The organism is Sedimentibacter acidaminivorans (assembly GCF_017873955.1).
GTDB lineage: Bacteria > Bacillota > Clostridia > Tissierellales > Sedimentibacteraceae > Sedimentibacter > Sedimentibacter acidaminivorans.
In genome coordinates this window covers 49,528-68,033 of record NZ_JAGGKS010000004.1, presented here as the reverse complement: position 1 = coordinate 68,033, position 18,506 = coordinate 49,528, and the positions used below count along the sequence as shown (strand labels likewise).

General features: G+C 29.9%; 18 protein-coding genes. All 18 read left to right on the top strand.

What is annotated here, in order from left to right:
* Window positions 1-5: 5 nt before the first annotated feature.
* On the top strand, window positions 6-1,172 hold the full coding sequence (locus J2Z76_RS07700; protein WP_209511457.1) for a LegC family aminotransferase: 1,167 nt from the start codon (window positions 6-8) through the stop codon (window positions 1,170-1,172).
* 32 nt (window positions 1,173-1,204) lie between these two features.
* Window positions 1,205-2,251, top strand: a complete 1,047-nt coding sequence (locus J2Z76_RS07695) for a sugar phosphate nucleotidyltransferase (protein ID WP_209511456.1) — start codon at window positions 1,205-1,207, stop codon at window positions 2,249-2,251.
* A complete protein-coding gene (locus tag J2Z76_RS07690; protein WP_209511455.1) occupies window positions 2,244-2,888 on the top strand; it encodes an acetyltransferase in 645 nt (214 codons plus the stop codon). Before J2Z76_RS07695 ends, J2Z76_RS07690 begins: the two co-directional genes overlap by 8 nt.
* Entirely contained in the window at window positions 2,885-3,880 is a 996-nt protein-coding gene (neuB, locus tag J2Z76_RS07685; protein ID WP_209511454.1) for an N-acetylneuraminate synthase, read from the top strand. Before J2Z76_RS07690 ends, neuB begins: the two co-directional genes overlap by 4 nt.
* Window positions 3,881-3,934: 54 nt before the next feature.
* Window positions 3,935-5,116: a UDP-N-acetylglucosamine 2-epimerase gene (gene neuC, locus J2Z76_RS07680; protein ID WP_209511453.1), complete on the top strand. Its 1,182-nt coding sequence runs from the start codon at window positions 3,935-3,937 to the stop codon at window positions 5,114-5,116.
* Between the two features lie 41 nt (window positions 5,117-5,157).
* Entirely contained in the window at window positions 5,158-6,099 is a 942-nt protein-coding gene (locus J2Z76_RS07675; protein ID WP_209511452.1) for a GNAT family N-acetyltransferase, read from the top strand.
* 9 nt (window positions 6,100-6,108) lie between these two features.
* The gene (locus J2Z76_RS07670) at window positions 6,109-6,771 is read left to right on the top strand and encodes a PIG-L deacetylase family protein (RefSeq protein ID WP_245210381.1); all 663 of its coding nucleotides are present in this window, start codon (window positions 6,109-6,111) and stop codon (window positions 6,769-6,771) included.
* A 27-nt stretch (window positions 6,772-6,798) separates the two neighbouring features.
* Complete coding sequence (locus tag J2Z76_RS07665; protein ID WP_209511451.1) at window positions 6,799-7,527, top strand: acylneuraminate cytidylyltransferase family protein; 729 nt, start codon at window positions 6,799-6,801, stop codon at window positions 7,525-7,527.
* 222 nt (window positions 7,528-7,749) lie between these two features.
* On the top strand, window positions 7,750-8,586 hold the full coding sequence (locus tag J2Z76_RS07660; protein ID WP_209511450.1) for a flagellin N-terminal helical domain-containing protein: 837 nt from the start codon (window positions 7,750-7,752) through the stop codon (window positions 8,584-8,586).
* Between the two features lie 78 nt (window positions 8,587-8,664).
* Window positions 8,665-9,495, top strand: coding sequence for a flagellin N-terminal helical domain-containing protein (locus J2Z76_RS07655; protein WP_209511449.1), 831 nt, complete (start codon window positions 8,665-8,667; stop codon window positions 9,493-9,495).
* A gap of 163 nt (window positions 9,496-9,658) precedes the next feature.
* Window positions 9,659-9,838, top strand: a complete 180-nt coding sequence (locus tag J2Z76_RS07650) for a YjfB family protein (protein WP_209511448.1) — start codon at window positions 9,659-9,661, stop codon at window positions 9,836-9,838.
* A 123-nt stretch (window positions 9,839-9,961) separates the two neighbouring features.
* Window positions 9,962-11,197 carry a methyl-accepting chemotaxis protein gene (locus J2Z76_RS07645; protein WP_209511447.1) on the top strand — a complete coding sequence of 412 codons (1,236 nt, stop codon included), beginning with the start codon at window positions 9,962-9,964 and terminating at the stop codon, window positions 11,195-11,197.
* 109 nt (window positions 11,198-11,306) lie between these two features.
* Complete coding sequence (locus J2Z76_RS07640; RefSeq protein WP_209511446.1) at window positions 11,307-13,298, top strand: methyl-accepting chemotaxis protein; 1,992 nt, start codon at window positions 11,307-11,309, stop codon at window positions 13,296-13,298.
* 138 nt (window positions 13,299-13,436) lie between these two features.
* On the top strand, window positions 13,437-15,026 hold the full coding sequence (locus tag J2Z76_RS07635; protein WP_209511445.1) for a bifunctional diguanylate cyclase/phosphodiesterase: 1,590 nt from the start codon (window positions 13,437-13,439) through the stop codon (window positions 15,024-15,026).
* A gap of 50 nt (window positions 15,027-15,076) precedes the next feature.
* Window positions 15,077-15,481 carry a bacteriohemerythrin gene (locus J2Z76_RS07630; RefSeq protein ID WP_209511444.1) on the top strand — a complete coding sequence of 135 codons (405 nt, stop codon included), beginning with the start codon at window positions 15,077-15,079 and terminating at the stop codon, window positions 15,479-15,481.
* Between the two features lie 124 nt (window positions 15,482-15,605).
* Window positions 15,606-16,559, top strand: coding sequence for a diacylglycerol/lipid kinase family protein (locus J2Z76_RS07625; protein WP_209511443.1), 954 nt, complete (start codon window positions 15,606-15,608; stop codon window positions 16,557-16,559).
* Window positions 16,540-17,208, top strand: a complete 669-nt coding sequence (locus J2Z76_RS07620; protein ID WP_209511442.1) for a response regulator transcription factor — start codon at window positions 16,540-16,542, stop codon at window positions 17,206-17,208. The genes J2Z76_RS07625 and J2Z76_RS07620 overlap by 20 nt, the downstream gene beginning before the upstream one ends.
* 1 nt (window position 17,209) lies before the next feature.
* The gene (locus tag J2Z76_RS07615) at window positions 17,210-18,481 is read left to right on the top strand and encodes a sensor histidine kinase (RefSeq protein WP_209511441.1); all 1,272 of its coding nucleotides are present in this window, start codon (window positions 17,210-17,212) and stop codon (window positions 18,479-18,481) included.
* The last annotated feature ends 25 nt before the right edge of the window (window positions 18,482-18,506 follow it).

The following is an 18,506-nucleotide window of genomic DNA, read 5'->3' as shown; positions in this document are numbered from 1 at the left end:
ATAATATGAGTAAAAAATTTATTCCTCTTTCTGTTCCTAATTTAAAGGGAAAAGAATTAGATTATATAACACATGCCATTGAAACTGAATGGGTATCAACTGGTGGTCCATATGTCAAAGAATTTGAAGAAAAAGTAGCGGAATATGTTAAAGTATGTGGAGCAGTATCGTGCCAAAATGGGACATCTGGTTTGCATATAGCTCTTCAAATTTGTGGGGTAACAAGAGAAGATGAAGTTATTGTACCAACACTAACATTTATAGCTGCTGTTAATCCAGTTAAATATATTGGAGCGGAACCAGTATTCATGGATTGTGATGATTCGCTCACCATGGATGCAGACAAACTGTTAGAGTTTTGTCAAAAGGAGTGTAGCTTTAAATCAGGTAAACTTATAAATAATAAGACTAAGAAACATATCAAGGCAGTGTTAATTGTTCATGTGTTTGGTAATATGGCTGATATGGAAAAAATAATGAGTATAGCAGATATGTATAACTTAAAAGTAGTTGAAGATGCTACCGAATCAATTGGAACCTATTATACTGAAGGCAAATATAAAAACAAATATTCTGGAACAATAGGTAATGTTGGGGTGTATTCATTTAATGGTAATAAAATTATCACTACTGGTGGTGGTGGTATGATAGTTACAAACGATATGGAGTTATTGAACAAGGCTAAACATCTAACTACCCAAGCCAAAAGTGATGAATTGTATTATACTCATGATGAAATAGGATATAATTATCGAATGACAAATTTGCAGGCAGCTCTTGGTTTAGCACAGTTAGAGCAATTAGAAAGTTTCATAAACATTAAGAAAGAAAATTATAATTTTTATAAAGAAAACATTCAGGATATAAAAGGGTTATCGCTTATTTGTTTTAAAGATAATATTAGGAGTAATTATTGGTTTTATGCATTGGAATGTAGCAAGGAATATCCTCTAAATAGAGATGAAATAATTAAGCATTTATCGTCAAATAATATACAATCAAGGCCAATATGGGGCTTGATTAGTGATCAGAAACCATATTTAAGTAGTCAAACATATAAAATAGAAAAAGCAAAGTATTATATAGAAAATGTAGTCAATATCCCTTGCAGTACAAATTTGACAAAAGAGGATTTGTTAAATGTTGTAGATTGTTTGAAAAAACCTCAATAATAATATTTTTTAAACCATAAGAGGTGGGTAATATGGAGATTAGAGATTTTTTAATAGATGAAGAAAGCACAATGATTGAGGCTATGGCTCTTTTAGATAAAGTTGCTAAAAAAGTTCTTTTTGTTGTCAGTGATGGAAAGTTTGTTGCTGCTTTAACTGATGGAGACATTCGAAGGTGGATTCTCAAAAAAGGAAATCTCGAAGCCAAAGTCAAAAATATAGCAAATTATTCACCAAAATTTTTATATGAAAAAGATAAAGATAATGCAAAAGAATATATGAAAAAGTATTCAATAGAGGCCGTTCCAATTGTTGATGATTATATGGAGATAATATCAGTTACTTGTTGGAACGATAAGAAAATCAATAACAGAAAAAAGCTGAATGTACCTGTTGTAATAATTGCTGGAGGTTTTGGTACAAGGCTTTATCCTTATACTAAAATATTACCTAAGCCATTAATTCCAATTGGTGAAATTCCAATAATAGAACATATTATTAATAGATTCCATAAATACGGAAGTGATAAATTTCATTTAATAGTTAATCATAAGAAAAATATGATAAAAGCCTACTTTAGTGAAGTAGAAAAAAATTATGGAATAGCATACATTGATGAAGATATTCCTCTTGGAACTGGAGGTGGATTAAGCCTTCTAAAACATAAAATTAATTCTACATTTATACTTTCAAACTGTGATATTATTATAGACGAAGATTATGAAAAGATGTACAATTTCCATATAAAAGAAAAAAATTTAATTACCATGGTGTGTTCTTTAAAAAAAATTAAAATACCCTATGGTGTAATTGAAATAAGTGAAAATGGTGAGATAGAAAGTATGAAGGAAAAGCCAGAGCTATCTTTTTTTACAAACACAGGTATGTATATAGTAGAACCTAAAATAATTAATGAATTAGAAGATAATATGCCTATAGGGTTTCCTGATATAATAGAAAAGTACAGGCAAGCTGGTGAAAAAATTGGAGTTTATCCAATTGGTGAAAGTTCCTGGATGGATATGGGTCAGTTGGATGAAATGGAAAATATGAGAAAAAGGTTAGAATATGATGAGTAAAAAATTACTTTTAATAGGTGGGGGAGGACATTGTAAATCAGTATTGGATACTCTCTTACAATTAAATCAGTATTCAGAAATTAGTATAATTGATAAATCTGAAAATATCGGAAAATATATTTTTGGTATCAGTACTATTGGATGTGATAATGATCTAGTTAAATTATATGAAAGCGGATATAATTATGCCTTTGTGACACTCGGTAGCATTGGAAATCCTTCACAACGTATTAAATTATATAATATGATTGAAGAAATAGGCTTTGAGATACCTAATTTTTTAGACCTAACTTCTATAGTAAGTCAGTATGTAAAAATGGAAAGTGGAATTTACGTTGGAAAAAATGTAGTTATAAACGCTGGTTCGATCATTGGTAAGGGGTCTATTATTAATACTTCTTCAACAGTAGAACATGATTGTGTTATTGGTGAATTTTCACATATTGCACCAGGTACAGTTTTATGTGGAGAAGTTCATGTTGGTAAAAATGTTCACATAGGGGCAAAAAGTGTAATTAAGCAACAGGTAAATATAGGAGATAATACTACTATAGGAATGGGAAGCGTTGTATTGAATAACATAGATGATTCAATTATAGCCTATGGAAATCCATGCAAGGAGGTTAAACCTAGATGAGTGTTTATATAATAGCGGAAGCAGGAGTTAATCATAATGGAAGCCTTGAAAATGCTAAAAAGTTGGTTGATAAAGCAAAAGAATCTGGCGCAGATTGTATAAAATTTCAAACATTTGTGTCGAAAAATATTGTTACAAAGAGTGCTTGTAAAGCTGAATATCAAAAACAACTAACAAATAATGATGAAAGTCAGCTAGAAATGCTTAGCAAGCTTGAATTATCTTTTAATGATTTTGTTGAATTACAGAATTATTGTAAATTAAAGCAAATCGAATTTCTTTCCACAGCATTTGATTTTGATAGTATTAATTTTTTGAATAGTCTTGATATGAAAATGTGGAAAATTCCATCAGGAGATATTACAAATTTACCATACTTAATAAAAATAGCTAAATTAAATAAGCCAATTATTTTATCTACAGGTATGAGTACCATTGAGGATATTAGAAATGCATTAGAAATATTAAGAAATAATGGTGCAGGTGATATAACAGTACTGCATTGTACGACGGAATATCCAGCACCATATAAAGACGTAAATTTAAACGCAATGATTACTATAAAAAATAGTTTTAATGTTTCAGTAGGGTATTCGGATCATACAAGAGGAATTGAAATCCCAATCGCAGCAGTAGCAATGGGTGCTACTGTAATAGAGAAGCATTTTACACTTGATAGAAATATGGAGGGACCTGATCACAAAGCTAGTTTAGAACCAGGTGAATTAAAAGCTATGGTTAGCGCAATTCGTAACGTTGAATTATCAATAGGTAACGGTGATAAAGTGCCTGCAAAATCTGAACAGAAGAATATGGATATTGCAAGGAAAAGTATAATCGCAAAAAGCAGCATAAAAAAAGGAGAAATCTTTACTGAAGATAATCTAACTGTTAAAAGACCAGGGAATGGTATAAGCCCAATGCGATGGTTTGAAATAATAGGGCTAAATGCAATTAGAGACTTTGAAGAAGATGAGTTAATAGAATATTAAAATTTTAAAAATAATTTAATATTTAATATATGTGGTTTAATTATAGGGGTAATTATGAAAAAGTTATGTGTTGTAACTGGTAATAGAGCAGAATATGGTATATTAAAGCCGTTAATTGATATTATAAACAATGACTATGAGTTAGAATTGCAATTAATAGTAACAGGAATGCATCTTTCACCAGAATTTGGTTTGACTTATAAAGAAATTGAAAATGATGGTTTTAAGATTGATGAAAAAGTAGAGATGCTATTAAGTTCAGATACTGCTCAAGGAATTACTAAATCAATGGGTATATGTATGATAGGGTTTGCGGATTCATTTGAAAGATTAAGTCCAGATTTAGTAATTTTATTAGGGGATAGATATGAAGTATTATCAGTTGCTAGTGCAGCTATGGTAGCTCAAATACCTATAGTTCATCTTTATGGTGGAGAGACAGGGGCAGGAACCATTGATAATATGATTAGACATGCCATCACAAAAATGAGCTATTTACATTTTACTTCAACAGAATATTATAGAAAAAGAGTAATTCAATTAGGTGAAAATCCAAATAGAGTTTTTAATGTAGGATCTCTAGGGATAGAGAATATTAAAACACTAAAATTATTATCTAAGGAAGAATTAGAAAAAGAATTAAACTTTCATATTAATGATAGGACGATATTGTGTACATTTCATCCGCTATCTCTTGAACCTAGCATTGCGTATGATCAATTCAATGAAATCCTATTGGGTTTTGATAGAATAGAAGGTTTAAGGATAATATTTACAAAATGCAATTCAGATACAGGTGGCAGAATTATAAATGACATGATAGATCAATATGTTTTGAGTCATCCTATGAATTCTATTGTATTTTTTTCACTTGGAACACTAAAATATTTAAGTACAGTAAAATATGTAAAAGCAGTCGTTGGTAATTCATCAAGTGGTATTATTGAGGTTCCAAGCTTAAGTACATATACGATAAACATTGGGAAAAGGCAAGATGGCAGAATACAGTGTGAATCCATTATTAATTGTAAGACTAATAGAGATGATGTATATAGGAAACTTAATTTAGTAATAAGGAAATCTAAATTGCAAAAAATAAATAATCCATACGATAACAAAAATACTTCAAAATCTATAATTGATACTATAAAAAAAGAAATAATTGCAAAACAATTACAAGAAAAAACTTTTTATGATTTGCAAATTAATGAATATTTAGATAATAAGGAAAATTAAACTTGCAAGTAAAGAAAGAACAATAGAGGAGTAAAATTAAGATGGAATTTTCTTTAAGAGAATATAAGTGTGGTGATGAAGAATTTATAATTGAACTATTTAACAGAGCATTTAATAGACAATTAACGTATATCTATTGGAAGTGGAGATATTTAGACAATCCTAATATGAATACCAATTTAATAAATCTTGCATGGAATAAGTGTAGGTTGGCAGCACATTATGCTGTTTCTCCTACTGTAATATTTATTGATGGTAAAAAACATAATTCTGCATTAAGTATGACTACAATGACCGATCCTTATTACCGTGGCAAAGGATTATTTACAAAACTAGCAGAGCAATTGTTCGAAAAAAGCACACTAGATGTAATATATGGAGTTCCAAATGAAAATTCAGTTAAAGGATTTACAGATAAACTTAATTTTGAATTAATAAAAGAAATACCTATGTTTAAATCAAAAAAGTTTAATTTAAATTATAAAAAAAATAACAATTGTGTTATTCTTGAAAAATTCGATAAAAGATTTGATGATTTCTTCATAGATATGGTAAATGAATACAGAATTGTTACATGTAGAAATTCGGAATATTTAAATTGGAGGTTTATATTTAATCCAATTAATGAATATAAAATATTTTCATATATTGAAAATGATAAGGTTTTAGGATATTTAGTTACAAAAACTTATACTATTGATTCGACCTTAATAGGAGATATAGTTGACATACTTGTGCTAAATGAAAATATTTTAAAAGAATTACTTAATATTGCTTTTTCATCTTTTCAAATTCAAAATGTTTCGGAAGTTAATACATGGTTTAATGACAATGAACTGTTTAAAGTATTGGAAGAATTTGAATTTTATAAAAGTAATAAGATTTTTCATTTTATAGTCAGAGACAACTCTGAAAAGAATAAAGAAGTTTTATTTGATTATAACAACTGGTATTTAACTATGAGTGATATAGATTTATTTTAGGGGTGAATTATGGATAAATTTTTAATTGTAGCTACTCATCCTGATGATGAAACCTTAGGTTCAGGGGGGTTAATGCTTAGAAAAAAAGCTGAAGGCAATGAGGTTTTTGTTTTAAATATGACTCATATGACTTCATCATATGGGTACAGTGATTTTAATATTAAAAAAAGAGATAATGAAATTAATAATATGATTAATGCCTATGGTTTAAATGGATATTATAATCTTAATTTAAAACCTTCTGGACTAGATACATATTTTGAGTCTGAACTTATTCAGAAAATAAGTAAAGTTTTTAATGATGTACAACCAAGTATTTTGATATTACCTTATTATAAAGATGTTCATTCTGATCATAGAATTACTTTTAAATTATGTTACTCATGCACTAAAAATTTCAGGTACCCTTTTATAAAAAAAGTACTTATGATGGAAACACCTTCTGAAACGGATTTTTCTTTTTATGAGGATGCATTTAAACCAAATTATTATGTTAATATTTCTGAATATATTGATAAGAAAGTAGAAATTGCTAGTATATTTAAGAGCGAAGTATCAGAACATCCATTTCCAAGAAGCGTAAGAAATATAAGAGCATATGGAACTATTAGAGGAGCTGTTATAGGGGCTGATAGTGCAGAAGCTTTTGTTTTAGTAAAATCTATAGAATAATAAATAATAGTATGAGGATGATATCGAATGTATAATAACAAGAAAATCTTAGCAGTTATACCAGCTCGAAGTGGATCGAAAGGTCTTAAAGATAAAAATATAAGGTTATTTAATGACAAACCATTAATAGCTTATACAATTGAAGCGGCGATAAAGTCTAAGCTATTTGATGAAATATTTGTATCTACAGATTCAGAGAAATATGCAAAAATAGCTCGTGAATTTGGTGCGAGTGTTCCATTCCTTCGAAGTAGTTACCTTGCAACAGATGCATCTTCAACTTTAGATGTAGTGAAGGATGCTATAATAAAGTATAAAAATATTGGTAAAGATTTTGAAGTAGTATTTATACTTCAACCGACATCACCACTTAGAACATCGGATGATATAATAGCAGCATTTAATAAAATGAAGGAAAAAAGCGCAAATACGGTTGTTTCGGTATGCGAAGTTGATCATTCTCCACTTTGGTCAAATACATTGTCAGAGAATTGTTCAATGGTAAATTTCTTAAATAAAGATACTATAAACATTCCGAGACAGCAACTACCTACTTACTATAGGATAAATGGTGCCATATATATTGTTAATACAGAATATTTAATGAGTACTGATAATATTTATCATGATAAGAGTTTTGCAATTGTCATATCTAAAGAACATTCTGTAGATATTGATGATGAGATGGATTTTATTTTTGCAGAAACTTTATTGAAAAGATTAGAAAGGCCATATCATAAAGCAGTTGATATATGATTGTATTTATTTGGTTTAAAGATGTTATAAAAAAATAAAAAAATTTTAAAAAACACTAAACAAAATAAAAAAAAATACGATATATGTATTGTAAAGGTATAAAAACAGTTTTTAACACAGGCGCTAGTGTAAAAAATGAAAAAGATTTATAATAAACAAAAGCAATAAAAAACTAATCAGTGAGACATGATGTCCACTTAAAAAATTTCAGGAGGAAATAAAATGATAATTAACCACAATTTAGGTGCAATGAACGCAAACAGAATGATGAACATCAACACAAACAATTCTAACAAATCAATGGAAAAACTTTCTTCAGGTATGAGAATAAACAGAGCTGGGGATGATGCTGCTGGATTGGCAATATCTGAAAAAATGAGAGGCCAGATTAGAGGATTAGATCAAGCATCAGCTAATGCTCAAGATGGTATATCAATGATTCAAACTGCTGAAGGTGCTTTAAATGAAACTCACTCAATTCTTCAAAGAATGAGAGAACTTGCAGTTCAAGCTTCAAGCGATACAAATACTAGTGATGATAGAAATGAAATTCAAAAAGAGAATGCTGAGCTTATTAAAGAAATTGATAGAATAGCTACACAAACTCAATTTAACACACAAAACTTACTTGATAAAACAGGTGGAACATCTGGAGTATTTACACTTCAAATTGGTGCAAATACTACTCAAAGTATTAATGTAACTTTTGCAAAAATGGATGCAGGAGCATCAGGTTTAGGAGTTAGTGGTGTTGATTTAGGTTCTGGTACTGCTGCTTCTGGAGCAACTGCTGCAATTGCTACAATAGATGCTGCTATTAAATTGGTATCTGATGAACGTGCAACTATGGGTGCTAATCAAAACCGTTTAGAGCACACAATCAACAATTTAGGAACATCTTCAGAAAACTTGTCAGCTGCAGAATCTCGTATAAGAGACGTTGATATGGCGAAAGAAATGTCAACATTCTCTAAAAACAACATTCTTTCTCAAGCTGCTCAAGCTATGCTTGCTCAAGCTAATCAACAACCACAACAAGTTCTTCAATTATTAAGATAATTGATAATAAAGCAAAAGTAATAAAAAACTAATCAGTGAGACAGGATGTCCACTTAAAAAATTTCAGGAGGAAATAAAATGATAATTAACCACAATTTAGGTGCAATGAACGCAAACAGAATGATGAACATCAACACAAACAGTGCTAACAAATCAATGGAAAAACTTTCTTCAGGTATGAGAATAAACAGAGCTGGGGATGATGCTGCTGGATTGGCAATATCTGAAAAAATGAGAGGCCAAATTAGAGGATTAGATCAAGCATCAGCTAATGCTCAAGATGGTATATCAATGATTCAAACTGCAGAAGGTGCTTTAAATGAAACTCACTCAATTCTTCAAAGAATGAGAGAACTTGCAGTTCAATCTTCAAGTGATACTAATACAGCAGATGATAGAGGAGAAATTCAAAAAGAAAATGCTGAGCTTATTAAAGAAATTGATAGGATAGCTACACAAACTCAATTTAATACACAAAATTTACTTGATGAAACAGGTGGAACAGCGGGTGTATTTACACTTCAAATCGGAGCAAATACTACTCAAAGTATTGATGTAACATTTGCAGATATGACAACATCTGGTTTATTTGCAACAAGTGGTATCGCTGATTTGGGTACTGATGCTGCTACATCAACTGCTGCAATTAAAATAATAGATGATGCTATTAAATTGGTATCTGATGAACGTGCAACTATGGGTGCTAATCAAAACCGTTTAGAACACACAATCAACAATTTAGGAACATCTTCAGAAAACTTGTCAGCTGCTGAATCTCGTATAAGAGACGTTGATATGGCGAAAGAAATGTCTACATTCTCTAAAAACAACATTCTTTCTCAAGCTGCTCAAGCTATGCTTGCTCAAGCTAATCAACAACCACAACAAGTTCTTCAGTTATTAAGATAATTTATAAACAAGTAAAAGTAGAATTAAAGAGTCAGGGTGAAAGCTCTGACTCTTTTCTCTGATTAGTGGATTATGAGATGTGTATAATTGGCAAAATTTTTCTGTCGTTATTGAGACGGAGTCTATGAAAAAAATATATTATAGTGATTTAGGAGGAAATTATATGGATATCGGAGCTCTATCAATGGTGATGAGCCAGTCAAGAGTACAACAGACAGCTGGAATAGCCTTAACGAAAATGGCCTTAGATGTAAGTAAGGATAGTGCTACACAGATGACAGAAATTATAAGAAATATTGCATTATCTCCCAATATAGGTAATCAGATAGATATAAGTGTTTAGTGGACTTCTAGGGTGTTCTTGTGGACGGTTCTTTTTGTTTGGCAAAACTTTGGATGCAACGGGGACAGTCCCCATTGCATCACTATTAAATAAAGTAAAATATATTAAAGTAAAGGTGAAAAAATGAAATCATTATTTAAAAAAATACATGTTCTTATAATAGGGTACATAATAGCTATGATAGCTATTTTCGTTTTAGGATATATTACTGGTTATGTTGAAATTGCTGTAGCTATAATAATAATATCAACCATAAATGTATTAGTATTATTATATAGGTCAAGACAAATAGCAAAGCCAATTATTGCATCGGTTAAAAGACTAAAACTTTTAGCAGAAGGAGATTTACATACAGAAGCAGAGGTTTCTAAAGGCAGCGATAGCGGAGCGGTTCTTATAAACTCTACAGCAACTATAGTATCAGTATTTAGAGAAGTTGTTGAGGATATTACAAGCAAGTTAGAAGAAATGGCAAAAGGAAATTTTAATGTATCACTTGATAGACAATACAGTGGAGATCTTATTCCGCTTAGCAATTCATTAAATGATATTATAAATTCGCTTAATAAAATAATGATTAAAATAAATGAATCTGCTGAACAAGTATCAATGGGATCATATCAAGTTGCTGAGGGTTCACAAGCTCTTTCTCATGGTGCTACTGAACAAGCAAGTGCAATACAAGAGCTTTCTGCTACTATATCAGAAATTAATGAACAGGTTAGTCAAAGTGCTAGCAATGCATTAAATGCTAAAGAAATATCTAAAAATTCTATGGTAGAAGTTGAAAGTGGAAATCAAAAGATGAGTGAAATGACAGAAGCTATGACAGAAATTAGTCTATCATCAAATGAAATAAGTAAAATTATTAAAACTATAGAAGATATTGCTTTTCAAACAAATATATTAGCATTGAATGCAGCAGTTGAAGCAGCTAGGGCAGGTTCTGCTGGTAAGGGATTTGCAGTTGTAGCAGATGAAGTAAGAAACTTGGCATCTAAAAGTGCTGAAGCAGCAAAAAATACTACTTCATTAATTGAAGGTTCAATTAAAGCTGTAGAAAAAGGTACAAAATTAGTTGATGAAACAGCAGAATCTTTAATTAAAATTGTTGAAAGTACAAAGAAAACTTCAGAATTGATAAATGAAATTGCTGAAGCATCACAAACACAAGCACAATCAATTACACAGGTTACACAAGGTGTTGAGCAGATTTCAGCAGTTGTCCAAACTAATTCAGCAACAGCAGAAGAAAGCGCAGCAGCCGCATCGGAACTTTCAACACAGGCATCAATTCTAAAAGAAGTAGTAGAAAGCATAAAAATAAAAGATGAAATAGAGGTAAGTGAAACTAACTAAAAGCAAGACTAAATTTTGATTTATTATTTCCACTCAATTATTTTGGTTTTATGTCGATATATTTAATATAATGTATAATAAAATCTCATTGGATATTAGAGGAGAAAAAATGAAGAGTATAAAAACAAAATTATTTGCAAGTATTGTTGCTATAGTTGTTATAGCCCAAATTGTTGTTGGAGGGGTATCGGCATTTTTAAATTATAAGTCTACATTTGACACATTAGAAAAGACTATGAGTGATGTAGCTATTATAGGTTCTAACTCTGTTAGAAACAAGTTAGAAGTGTATGAAACAATTGCTAGTAATATAGGTTTAAATGCAAAGTTGACAAACCTTTTCACTACTCAATCTCAAAAAATTGAAATTTACAAACAAATGATAAACAAGTATAATTTGATAGATGTTTATGTTACTAATAGGAATGGTTCAGCAGTATCAAATAGTACAGGAAAAATAAACATTGTAAGAGATACTGATTATTTTAAGGCTTCAATGAATGGTGATACATTTATTGCAAATCCAGAAATAAGTGAAACAGGTCAAATTAATTGTATAATATCAGCTCCATTGTGGAAGGATGGAATTTATGATTCCTTTGTAGAAGGAGTGGTAGTTATTGAGGTTGATGGTCTTGTACTTTCGGATATATCATCAAGTGTAAAGGTTGGAACAGATGGGTATGGGTTTATATTAGATAAAGATGGAAATATTATAGCTCATATGAATAAAGACAAAGTTTTAAACAAAGAAAATCCTATTGCTAATTATGAGAATGATGGTAGTAATAAAAAGTTGGCATTACTATTGCAAAAAATGTTGAAAGGCGAAGCAACATTTGGAACTTATACATATGAAGGTGCAAGTAAATTACTAACATATTCACCAATAGAGGGAACTGATGGATGGGGTTTCTTTGAAAGTACACCACAAAATGAATATTTAGAAAACATGTTTTTCAGCTTAATTGTAACTTGTGTTATAGTAGCATTGTCTATTGTTTTTGCTAGTATTTTAGCAATATTGCTTGCAAATAGGATTTCTAATCCTATAAAATCATGCGCTGAAAGATTAGAGCTTTTATCTAATGGTGATTTACATACAGAAGTTCCTAAAACAACAAGTAAGGATGAAACTAGTTTATTATTAAATTCATTGGAATTGACAGTAAGTAGACTGAATACAATAATAAGCGATATAACATATCATCTCGGTAAAATTTCAGAAGGTGATTTTACTACAACTGTTGAAAATGAATATGAGGGTGATTTATCAGAAATAAATGTATCTATTAAGAAAATAATTAAATTTCTTAATGATATAACTGGTCAAATAGATGAAAGTGCAGGGCAAGTTGCAAGTGGTTCTGAACAGATAGCAGGTGGAGCACAAGCGTTATCACAAGGAGCAACGGAACAAGCTAGTTCTATAGAAGAACTTGCAGCAACTATAAATGAAATGACTGAACATATAAATCAGAGCGCTCAAAATTCTGAAAATGCAAAAAAGGTTTCTGATGAAAGTTCAATTGAGGTTCGAAATGGAAGTAATCAAATTAAGACTATGATGCATGCAATGGATGAAATAAATGAAACATCTCTTAAAATAGGAAAAATAATAAAGGCAATTGAAGATATTGCATTTCAAACTAATATACTTGCTTTAAATGCAGCAGTTGAAGCTGCAAGGGCGGGATCTGCTGGCAAAGGATTTGCAGTTGTAGCTGATGAAGTAAGAAATCTAGCATCAAAAAGCGCAGATGCAGCTAATGAAACTACTCAGCTAATTGAAAGCTCTTTAAATGCAGTATCAAATGGAGTGAAAATAGCTGGTGATACAGAAGGTTCATTGAAGTTAATAGTAGAAAAAACTAATATGACTGCATCGCTTATAGATGAAATAGCTCAAACATCTAAGCAACAAGCCATGGCAGCAAATCAAGTAACAGCTGGAATAGAGCAAATTTCTGCGGTTGTTCAAACCAATTCTGCAACAGCTGAAGAAAGTGCTGCTGCAAGCGAAGAACTTAACGGGCAAGCACAGGTTTTAAGAAACTTAGTAGATGGAATAAAATTAAAAAACAAAGCATATAACGATTAAATTGCACACCGCGACATTTAAGAAATTAGCATAGCTATATAAATTGCTTATAAATAATTATATAAAAAATGCCATAAAAAAGTAAACTTTTAATGTAGAGTGTCGATATATATATAGATAGCATTAAATTTGACGGCGGTGATAATCATAAAAAGAAAAGATGAAAAAATATTTAATAAAGAAGTTAGACAAGTTTTAATAATGTTCATCTTAGTTGCGTTGGGGATTAGTACAGTTTTATCTTCAAAAATCTTTTTTATCCTAAATAAGATTAGTGAAATATCATTTAGAGATATTATATTTCTAGGTATATCCAACATTGTTTTTGTTGTGCTAATTATAGGATTATGTATTATGGGGATTATATTTTTAATTGTTAGCAAAAAATATTCAAATAAGATAAGAGAAATAAACAATTCTAAAAATTTGGATGTTGTATGTAATATAAACAATTTAAATAGCTTTATAATTAATGCAGAAATGGTGTTAAGTAAAAAAAGCAATTACAAATATGCACTTGTGCACTTGGATATAGATAAATTCAATATGATTAATGACAGATTTGGTCATAGTAGTGGTGATGAAGTTTTAATGGAAATAGGTGGTTTCTTAAATGATACACTTAAAAATGAGCAAATATATTGCAGGTCATATGCAGATAATTTCTTAATTCTTTTTAAATATAAAGAAAAACAATCTGAATTATTAAACAAAGTTTATAGTGTATCCATGGGTATAGAAAACCTTAGCATATGGACAATACTAAACATTAAGCCCATAATAACTTCGGGTATATATTTTATTGAAGAAAATTGTGACATTAGATTGGCCATAGATAAAGCAAAACTTGCTAAGAAAAGCATTAAGGGAGGATATAAGAGCCATTATTCCATTTATAACGAGACTATGAGATATATGCTTATTGAAGAGAAAAAAATTGAGGATGATATGTATTATGCTTTAAAAAACAACGAATTTAAAGTATTTTTACAACCTAAAATTAATCTTTCTGATGGATTTATTTCTGGTGCGGAAGCATTGGTACGATGGGACCATCCTACATTAGGGTTTATGGAACCGATAAAGTTCATACCTATATTTGAAAAAAATGGTTTTATTACTATACTCGATAAGTTTGTATTTGAACATGTATGTATTACTTTGAGAAAATGGTTAGATAGTGGTTATGATATTGTTCCTATATCTGTTAATGTTTCTAGATTACATTTCATAAGGGGCAATTTTGTTAGTGATTATAAAGAAATACTGGATAAATATAACATTCCTATAGGATTAATTGAAATAGAGATTACAGAGTCGGTGGTATTTGGAAATACAAATGAAATTTTTTCTACCATGAAAAAGTTTAGAGAGAACGGATTTAATATATCTATGGATGATTTTGGTTCAGGTTATTCAAGCCTTGGATTACTTAGAGAGATACCAATCGATACGTTAAAACTAGATAAAACTTTTTTAGAGCATATTGAAGATTATAATGCTAGGATGATTGTGAGCAATGTAGTTAATTTGGCTAAGAATTTAAAACTGAATGTTGTATCAGAAGGTGTAGATAGTGATGCACAGGTGGAATTTCTTAAAAATATAGGATGTGATATGGCTCAAGGTTTTATATTTTCTAAACCAATCCCAATAGATGAATATGAATGTTTGATTCGAATAAAAAAAAGAAATTTCTTTACATTAGGTAATGTAGCATTAGCTTAGTTTGTAACTAAAAAGTAAATAAAGAGTAAAAAGAAAAGAGGAAGCAAAAAATGGCATATAAATGGGACCAATCATTAGAGACTGGCAATTCAGCAATAGATGAACAGCACAAATCATTAATCAAAGCAATAAATGATTTGTTGGATGCATGTAGTCAGGGAAAAGGACGTATAGAGGTTCAGAAAACTTTGAATTTCTTAAATGATTATGTAGTTAAGCACTTTAATGATGAGGAAAAGCTTCAGCTTAAATCTAAATATCCAGATTATATAGCTCATAAGAAACTTCATGAGGATTTTAAGAAAGATGTTGCAAATATTGTTTCAGAATTTGAAAAAGGTGGAGCAACAATACCTCTTGTTGCAAAAGTTAATAGTAAAATTGGAGACTGGCTTATTAGACATATAAAAACAATTGATAAAAAAGTAGCTGAACATGTAAATTTAAATAAATAATGTTAGTATGGGTGGTAGGTTTACTATAAAGTATTCTGAAGCCCTTTTTATTTTTAAATTTGATATTTGCAATATAATTTTTAATAATATATAATATAATAAAAACATTGTTGAGGGAAGCTTAATGAAGCATATTTTTATAATTAATCCTATAGCTGGCAAAGGTAAATATCAACATAATATAGAAAATAACATAAATAATTACTTTTCAGATAAAGATAATGATTATGAGATATATTTGACCAAATATAAAGGAGATGCAGCGAGATTTGTTATAGAAAAATGTGAGGAAAATTTTCCATGTGTATTTTATTCATGTGGTGGAGATGGAACGCTACATGAGGTGGTTAATGCAGCATGTAAATATGAACATGTACATGTAGGTCTTATACCTTGCGGTACTGGAAATGACTTTGTAAGAAACTTTAGCAATGTAATTAATTTTGAAAATATTGAATTACAAATACAAGGAGAGAGTGTAAGTTTAGACTTAATAAAAATAAGAGATGAGTATGCAGTTTCAGTTTGCAACATAGGTTTTGACGCTGATGCAGCATTTAATATGCATAAGTTTAAAAAGATTCCGTTCATCAACGGAAATAGTTGTTATATATTATCTGTTCTGTATTGTTTAATGAAAAGTTTAGGAAAGAATTTACATATAGAGATTGATTATGAAGAAAAAATAAGTGGAAGGTTTTTACTTTGTGTTGTAGCAAATGGCCATTCTTATGGGGGCGGTTATAAATGCGCACCTTTAGCAAAAGTAAATGATGGTATTATAGATGTATGCTTAGTTGAAACCATATCGAGGCTAAAGATACTTGAACTTATTAAAAGCTATAAAGAAGGAACACATCTTGATAAAAGCAATATACAGAAGTATATCACATATAGAAAGTGTAAAAATGTAAGAATCGAAAGCAATAAGCCTATTAATTTGTGTATAGATGGTGAAAGCTATATATATAATGATGTTAATTTTGATATAGTAAATAATAAATTTAAGTTTTGGGTACCTAAGGGCACTGCTGTACAAAGGAGGAAGTTGAATAAAAATGAGAATATTAATTGTTGAGGATGAAGTTAAAATTACTCAAGCTTTGAAGTTTTTATTTTCAAAGCAAAAAATAGATGTTGATATAGCTAATGATGGAGAGGAAGGACTTATTCTTTCTGAAAAAGAAATATATGATGTTATAATTCTCGACATAATGCTACCTGGTGTAAATGGAATTGAAATTTTAAAGTCTATACGAAAAGCAGGAAACAAAACACCAGTAATAATGCTTACTGCAAAAGATGCTGTTGATGATAGAGTATTTGGACTTGAAACGGGTGCAGATGACTATTTGGTTAAACCTTTTGCTACAAAAGAGTTAATTGCTAGAGTTAAAGCTTTGGCAAGAAGAAAAAATACTGAATTCATAGGTGAAACTTATGAGTTTGAAAATATAAAATATGATGTAAAAAACTATCTTTTGTATATAGATAATGTGGAATATAAAATACCATTAAAAGAAGCAATGCTTATGGAAATGTTTATAAAAAAGCCTAGACAGGTATTTACTAGAGAGCAAATAATAGATAGAATATGGGGATTAGAAGCAGATATTTTAGAGAGTAATATAGAAATTTACGTACATCATTTGAGAAAAAGATTGGAATCAACAAATGCTAAAATTGAAACCGTACGTGGAGTTGGATATATGCTTAAGGAGAAATAATATGTTTAAAAAACTTCATATAAAACTAACGGCATATATGGGGGTTGTTTTAATTGTTTTTATGCTGTTTGTTGCTACTGGGATTTATAATTTTACAAAGGTTGTGTTTGAAGACGGTACAAAGAAGCTTATGCAATCAGAGGCAATTAGAATATACACATACAATGACTCGTTTTTTTCAGAAGGTATTTTCAAGGAAAGGGATACACTTTTTAATTTAGGACCAAAGCTTGCTATTATGGGTTCGGAAAAACTTGAGGCGAGTTATGTAATTTATAATGAAAAATTTGAAAGAGTTTATGAAAAAAAAGGTGAATCTGAGATAGCGGATGCAATAGCTACTTTAGCAGTTGATTCGTTTTGTACTAAAACTGATTCTTATGCAACTAAAAGGGTAAGTGGCATTAATTATAGAATTTACACAAAATATTTTGACACTAATAGTGGTCCTGGGATTGTACAGGTATTCCAAAATACTATTAATGAAGAAATAATATGGTCGTTTTTAAAAACTGTATTATTATTATTTGGCTCTACTGGTATGTTGATTTTGCTTTGTATTAGTTATATTTTTACAGGAAAAGCATTAAAACCTGTAAAAGATACATGGAAGAGACAAAAGGAATTTATTGCTGATGCATCTCATGAGTTAAGAACTCCGCTCACTGTTATACAAACAAATCTAGATGTTGTTTTAAGTGACGATGAAGGAACTGTTGAAGAAAATGAGATGTGGCTAGATAATGCCTATTCAGAAACGAGGGTAATGGCGAAATTAATTGACCAACTTTTAACTCTTGCTAAAGCTGATTCAAATGATGAAAAATTAGATATATCTGAAATTTCACTAACTGAAATTATTGAGAATATATGTGCTAACATGGATATTATAGCAAAGAACAAAGACATTGACTTTGAATTGATAAATAATGAAGACATACTTATAAAAGGTGATTATGACAAAATTAGAAGAATGATTGTTATATTAATTGATAATGCTATAAAATATACAGAGTCTGGAAAAGTTACAGTTAAATTATATACTGAAAAGAATAAAAAGGTGCTAACTGTAGAAGATACTGGTATAGGTATTAGTAAATATGATATGGATAGAATATTTGACAGATTTTATAGAGCGGATAAGGCGCGCCATAGAGAAGGTGGCACAGGTCTTGGCTTAAGTATCGCAAAGTGGATTGCAGACATCCATAAATTTAGCTTGACAGTAGAAAGTGTTATGGATGAAGGAACTAAATTTACATTGAAAATGTAATATAGATTACAATATTAATAATGGA

What these genes read in the sequence shown, in the direction of transcription:
- J2Z76_RS07660 (WP_209511450.1), top strand. Translation starts at nt 7,750, where the DNA reads ATGATAATTAACCACAATTTAGGTGCAATGAACGCAAACAGAATGATG.
- J2Z76_RS07640 (WP_209511446.1), top strand. Translation starts at nt 11,307, where the DNA reads ATGAAGAGTATAAAAACAAAATTATTTGCAAGTATTGTTGCTATAGTT.
- J2Z76_RS07650 (WP_209511448.1), top strand. Translation starts at nt 9,659, where the DNA reads ATGGATATCGGAGCTCTATCAATGGTGATGAGCCAGTCAAGAGTACAA.
- J2Z76_RS07625 (WP_209511443.1), top strand. Translation starts at nt 15,606, where the DNA reads ATGAAGCATATTTTTATAATTAATCCTATAGCTGGCAAAGGTAAATAT.
- J2Z76_RS07675 (WP_209511452.1), top strand. Translation starts at nt 5,158, where the DNA reads ATGGAATTTTCTTTAAGAGAATATAAGTGTGGTGATGAAGAATTTATA.
- J2Z76_RS07645 (WP_209511447.1), top strand. Translation starts at nt 9,962, where the DNA reads ATGAAATCATTATTTAAAAAAATACATGTTCTTATAATAGGGTACATA.
- J2Z76_RS07615 (WP_209511441.1), top strand. Translation starts at nt 17,210, where the DNA reads ATGTTTAAAAAACTTCATATAAAACTAACGGCATATATGGGGGTTGTT.
- J2Z76_RS07695 (WP_209511456.1), top strand. Translation starts at nt 1,205, where the DNA reads ATGGAGATTAGAGATTTTTTAATAGATGAAGAAAGCACAATGATTGAG.
- J2Z76_RS07665 (WP_209511451.1), top strand. Translation starts at nt 6,799, where the DNA reads ATGTATAATAACAAGAAAATCTTAGCAGTTATACCAGCTCGAAGTGGA.
- J2Z76_RS07690 (WP_209511455.1), top strand. Translation starts at nt 2,244, where the DNA reads ATGAGTAAAAAATTACTTTTAATAGGTGGGGGAGGACATTGTAAATCA.
- J2Z76_RS07670 (WP_245210381.1), top strand. Translation starts at nt 6,109, where the DNA reads ATGGATAAATTTTTAATTGTAGCTACTCATCCTGATGATGAAACCTTA.
- J2Z76_RS07700 (WP_209511457.1), top strand. Translation starts at nt 6, where the DNA reads ATGAGTAAAAAATTTATTCCTCTTTCTGTTCCTAATTTAAAGGGAAAA.
- J2Z76_RS07620 (WP_209511442.1), top strand. Translation starts at nt 16,540, where the DNA reads ATGAGAATATTAATTGTTGAGGATGAAGTTAAAATTACTCAAGCTTTG.
- neuB (WP_209511454.1), top strand. Translation starts at nt 2,885, where the DNA reads ATGAGTGTTTATATAATAGCGGAAGCAGGAGTTAATCATAATGGAAGC.
- neuC (WP_209511453.1), top strand. Translation starts at nt 3,935, where the DNA reads ATGAAAAAGTTATGTGTTGTAACTGGTAATAGAGCAGAATATGGTATA.
- J2Z76_RS07655 (WP_209511449.1), top strand. Translation starts at nt 8,665, where the DNA reads ATGATAATTAACCACAATTTAGGTGCAATGAACGCAAACAGAATGATG.
- J2Z76_RS07630 (WP_209511444.1), top strand. Translation starts at nt 15,077, where the DNA reads ATGGCATATAAATGGGACCAATCATTAGAGACTGGCAATTCAGCAATA.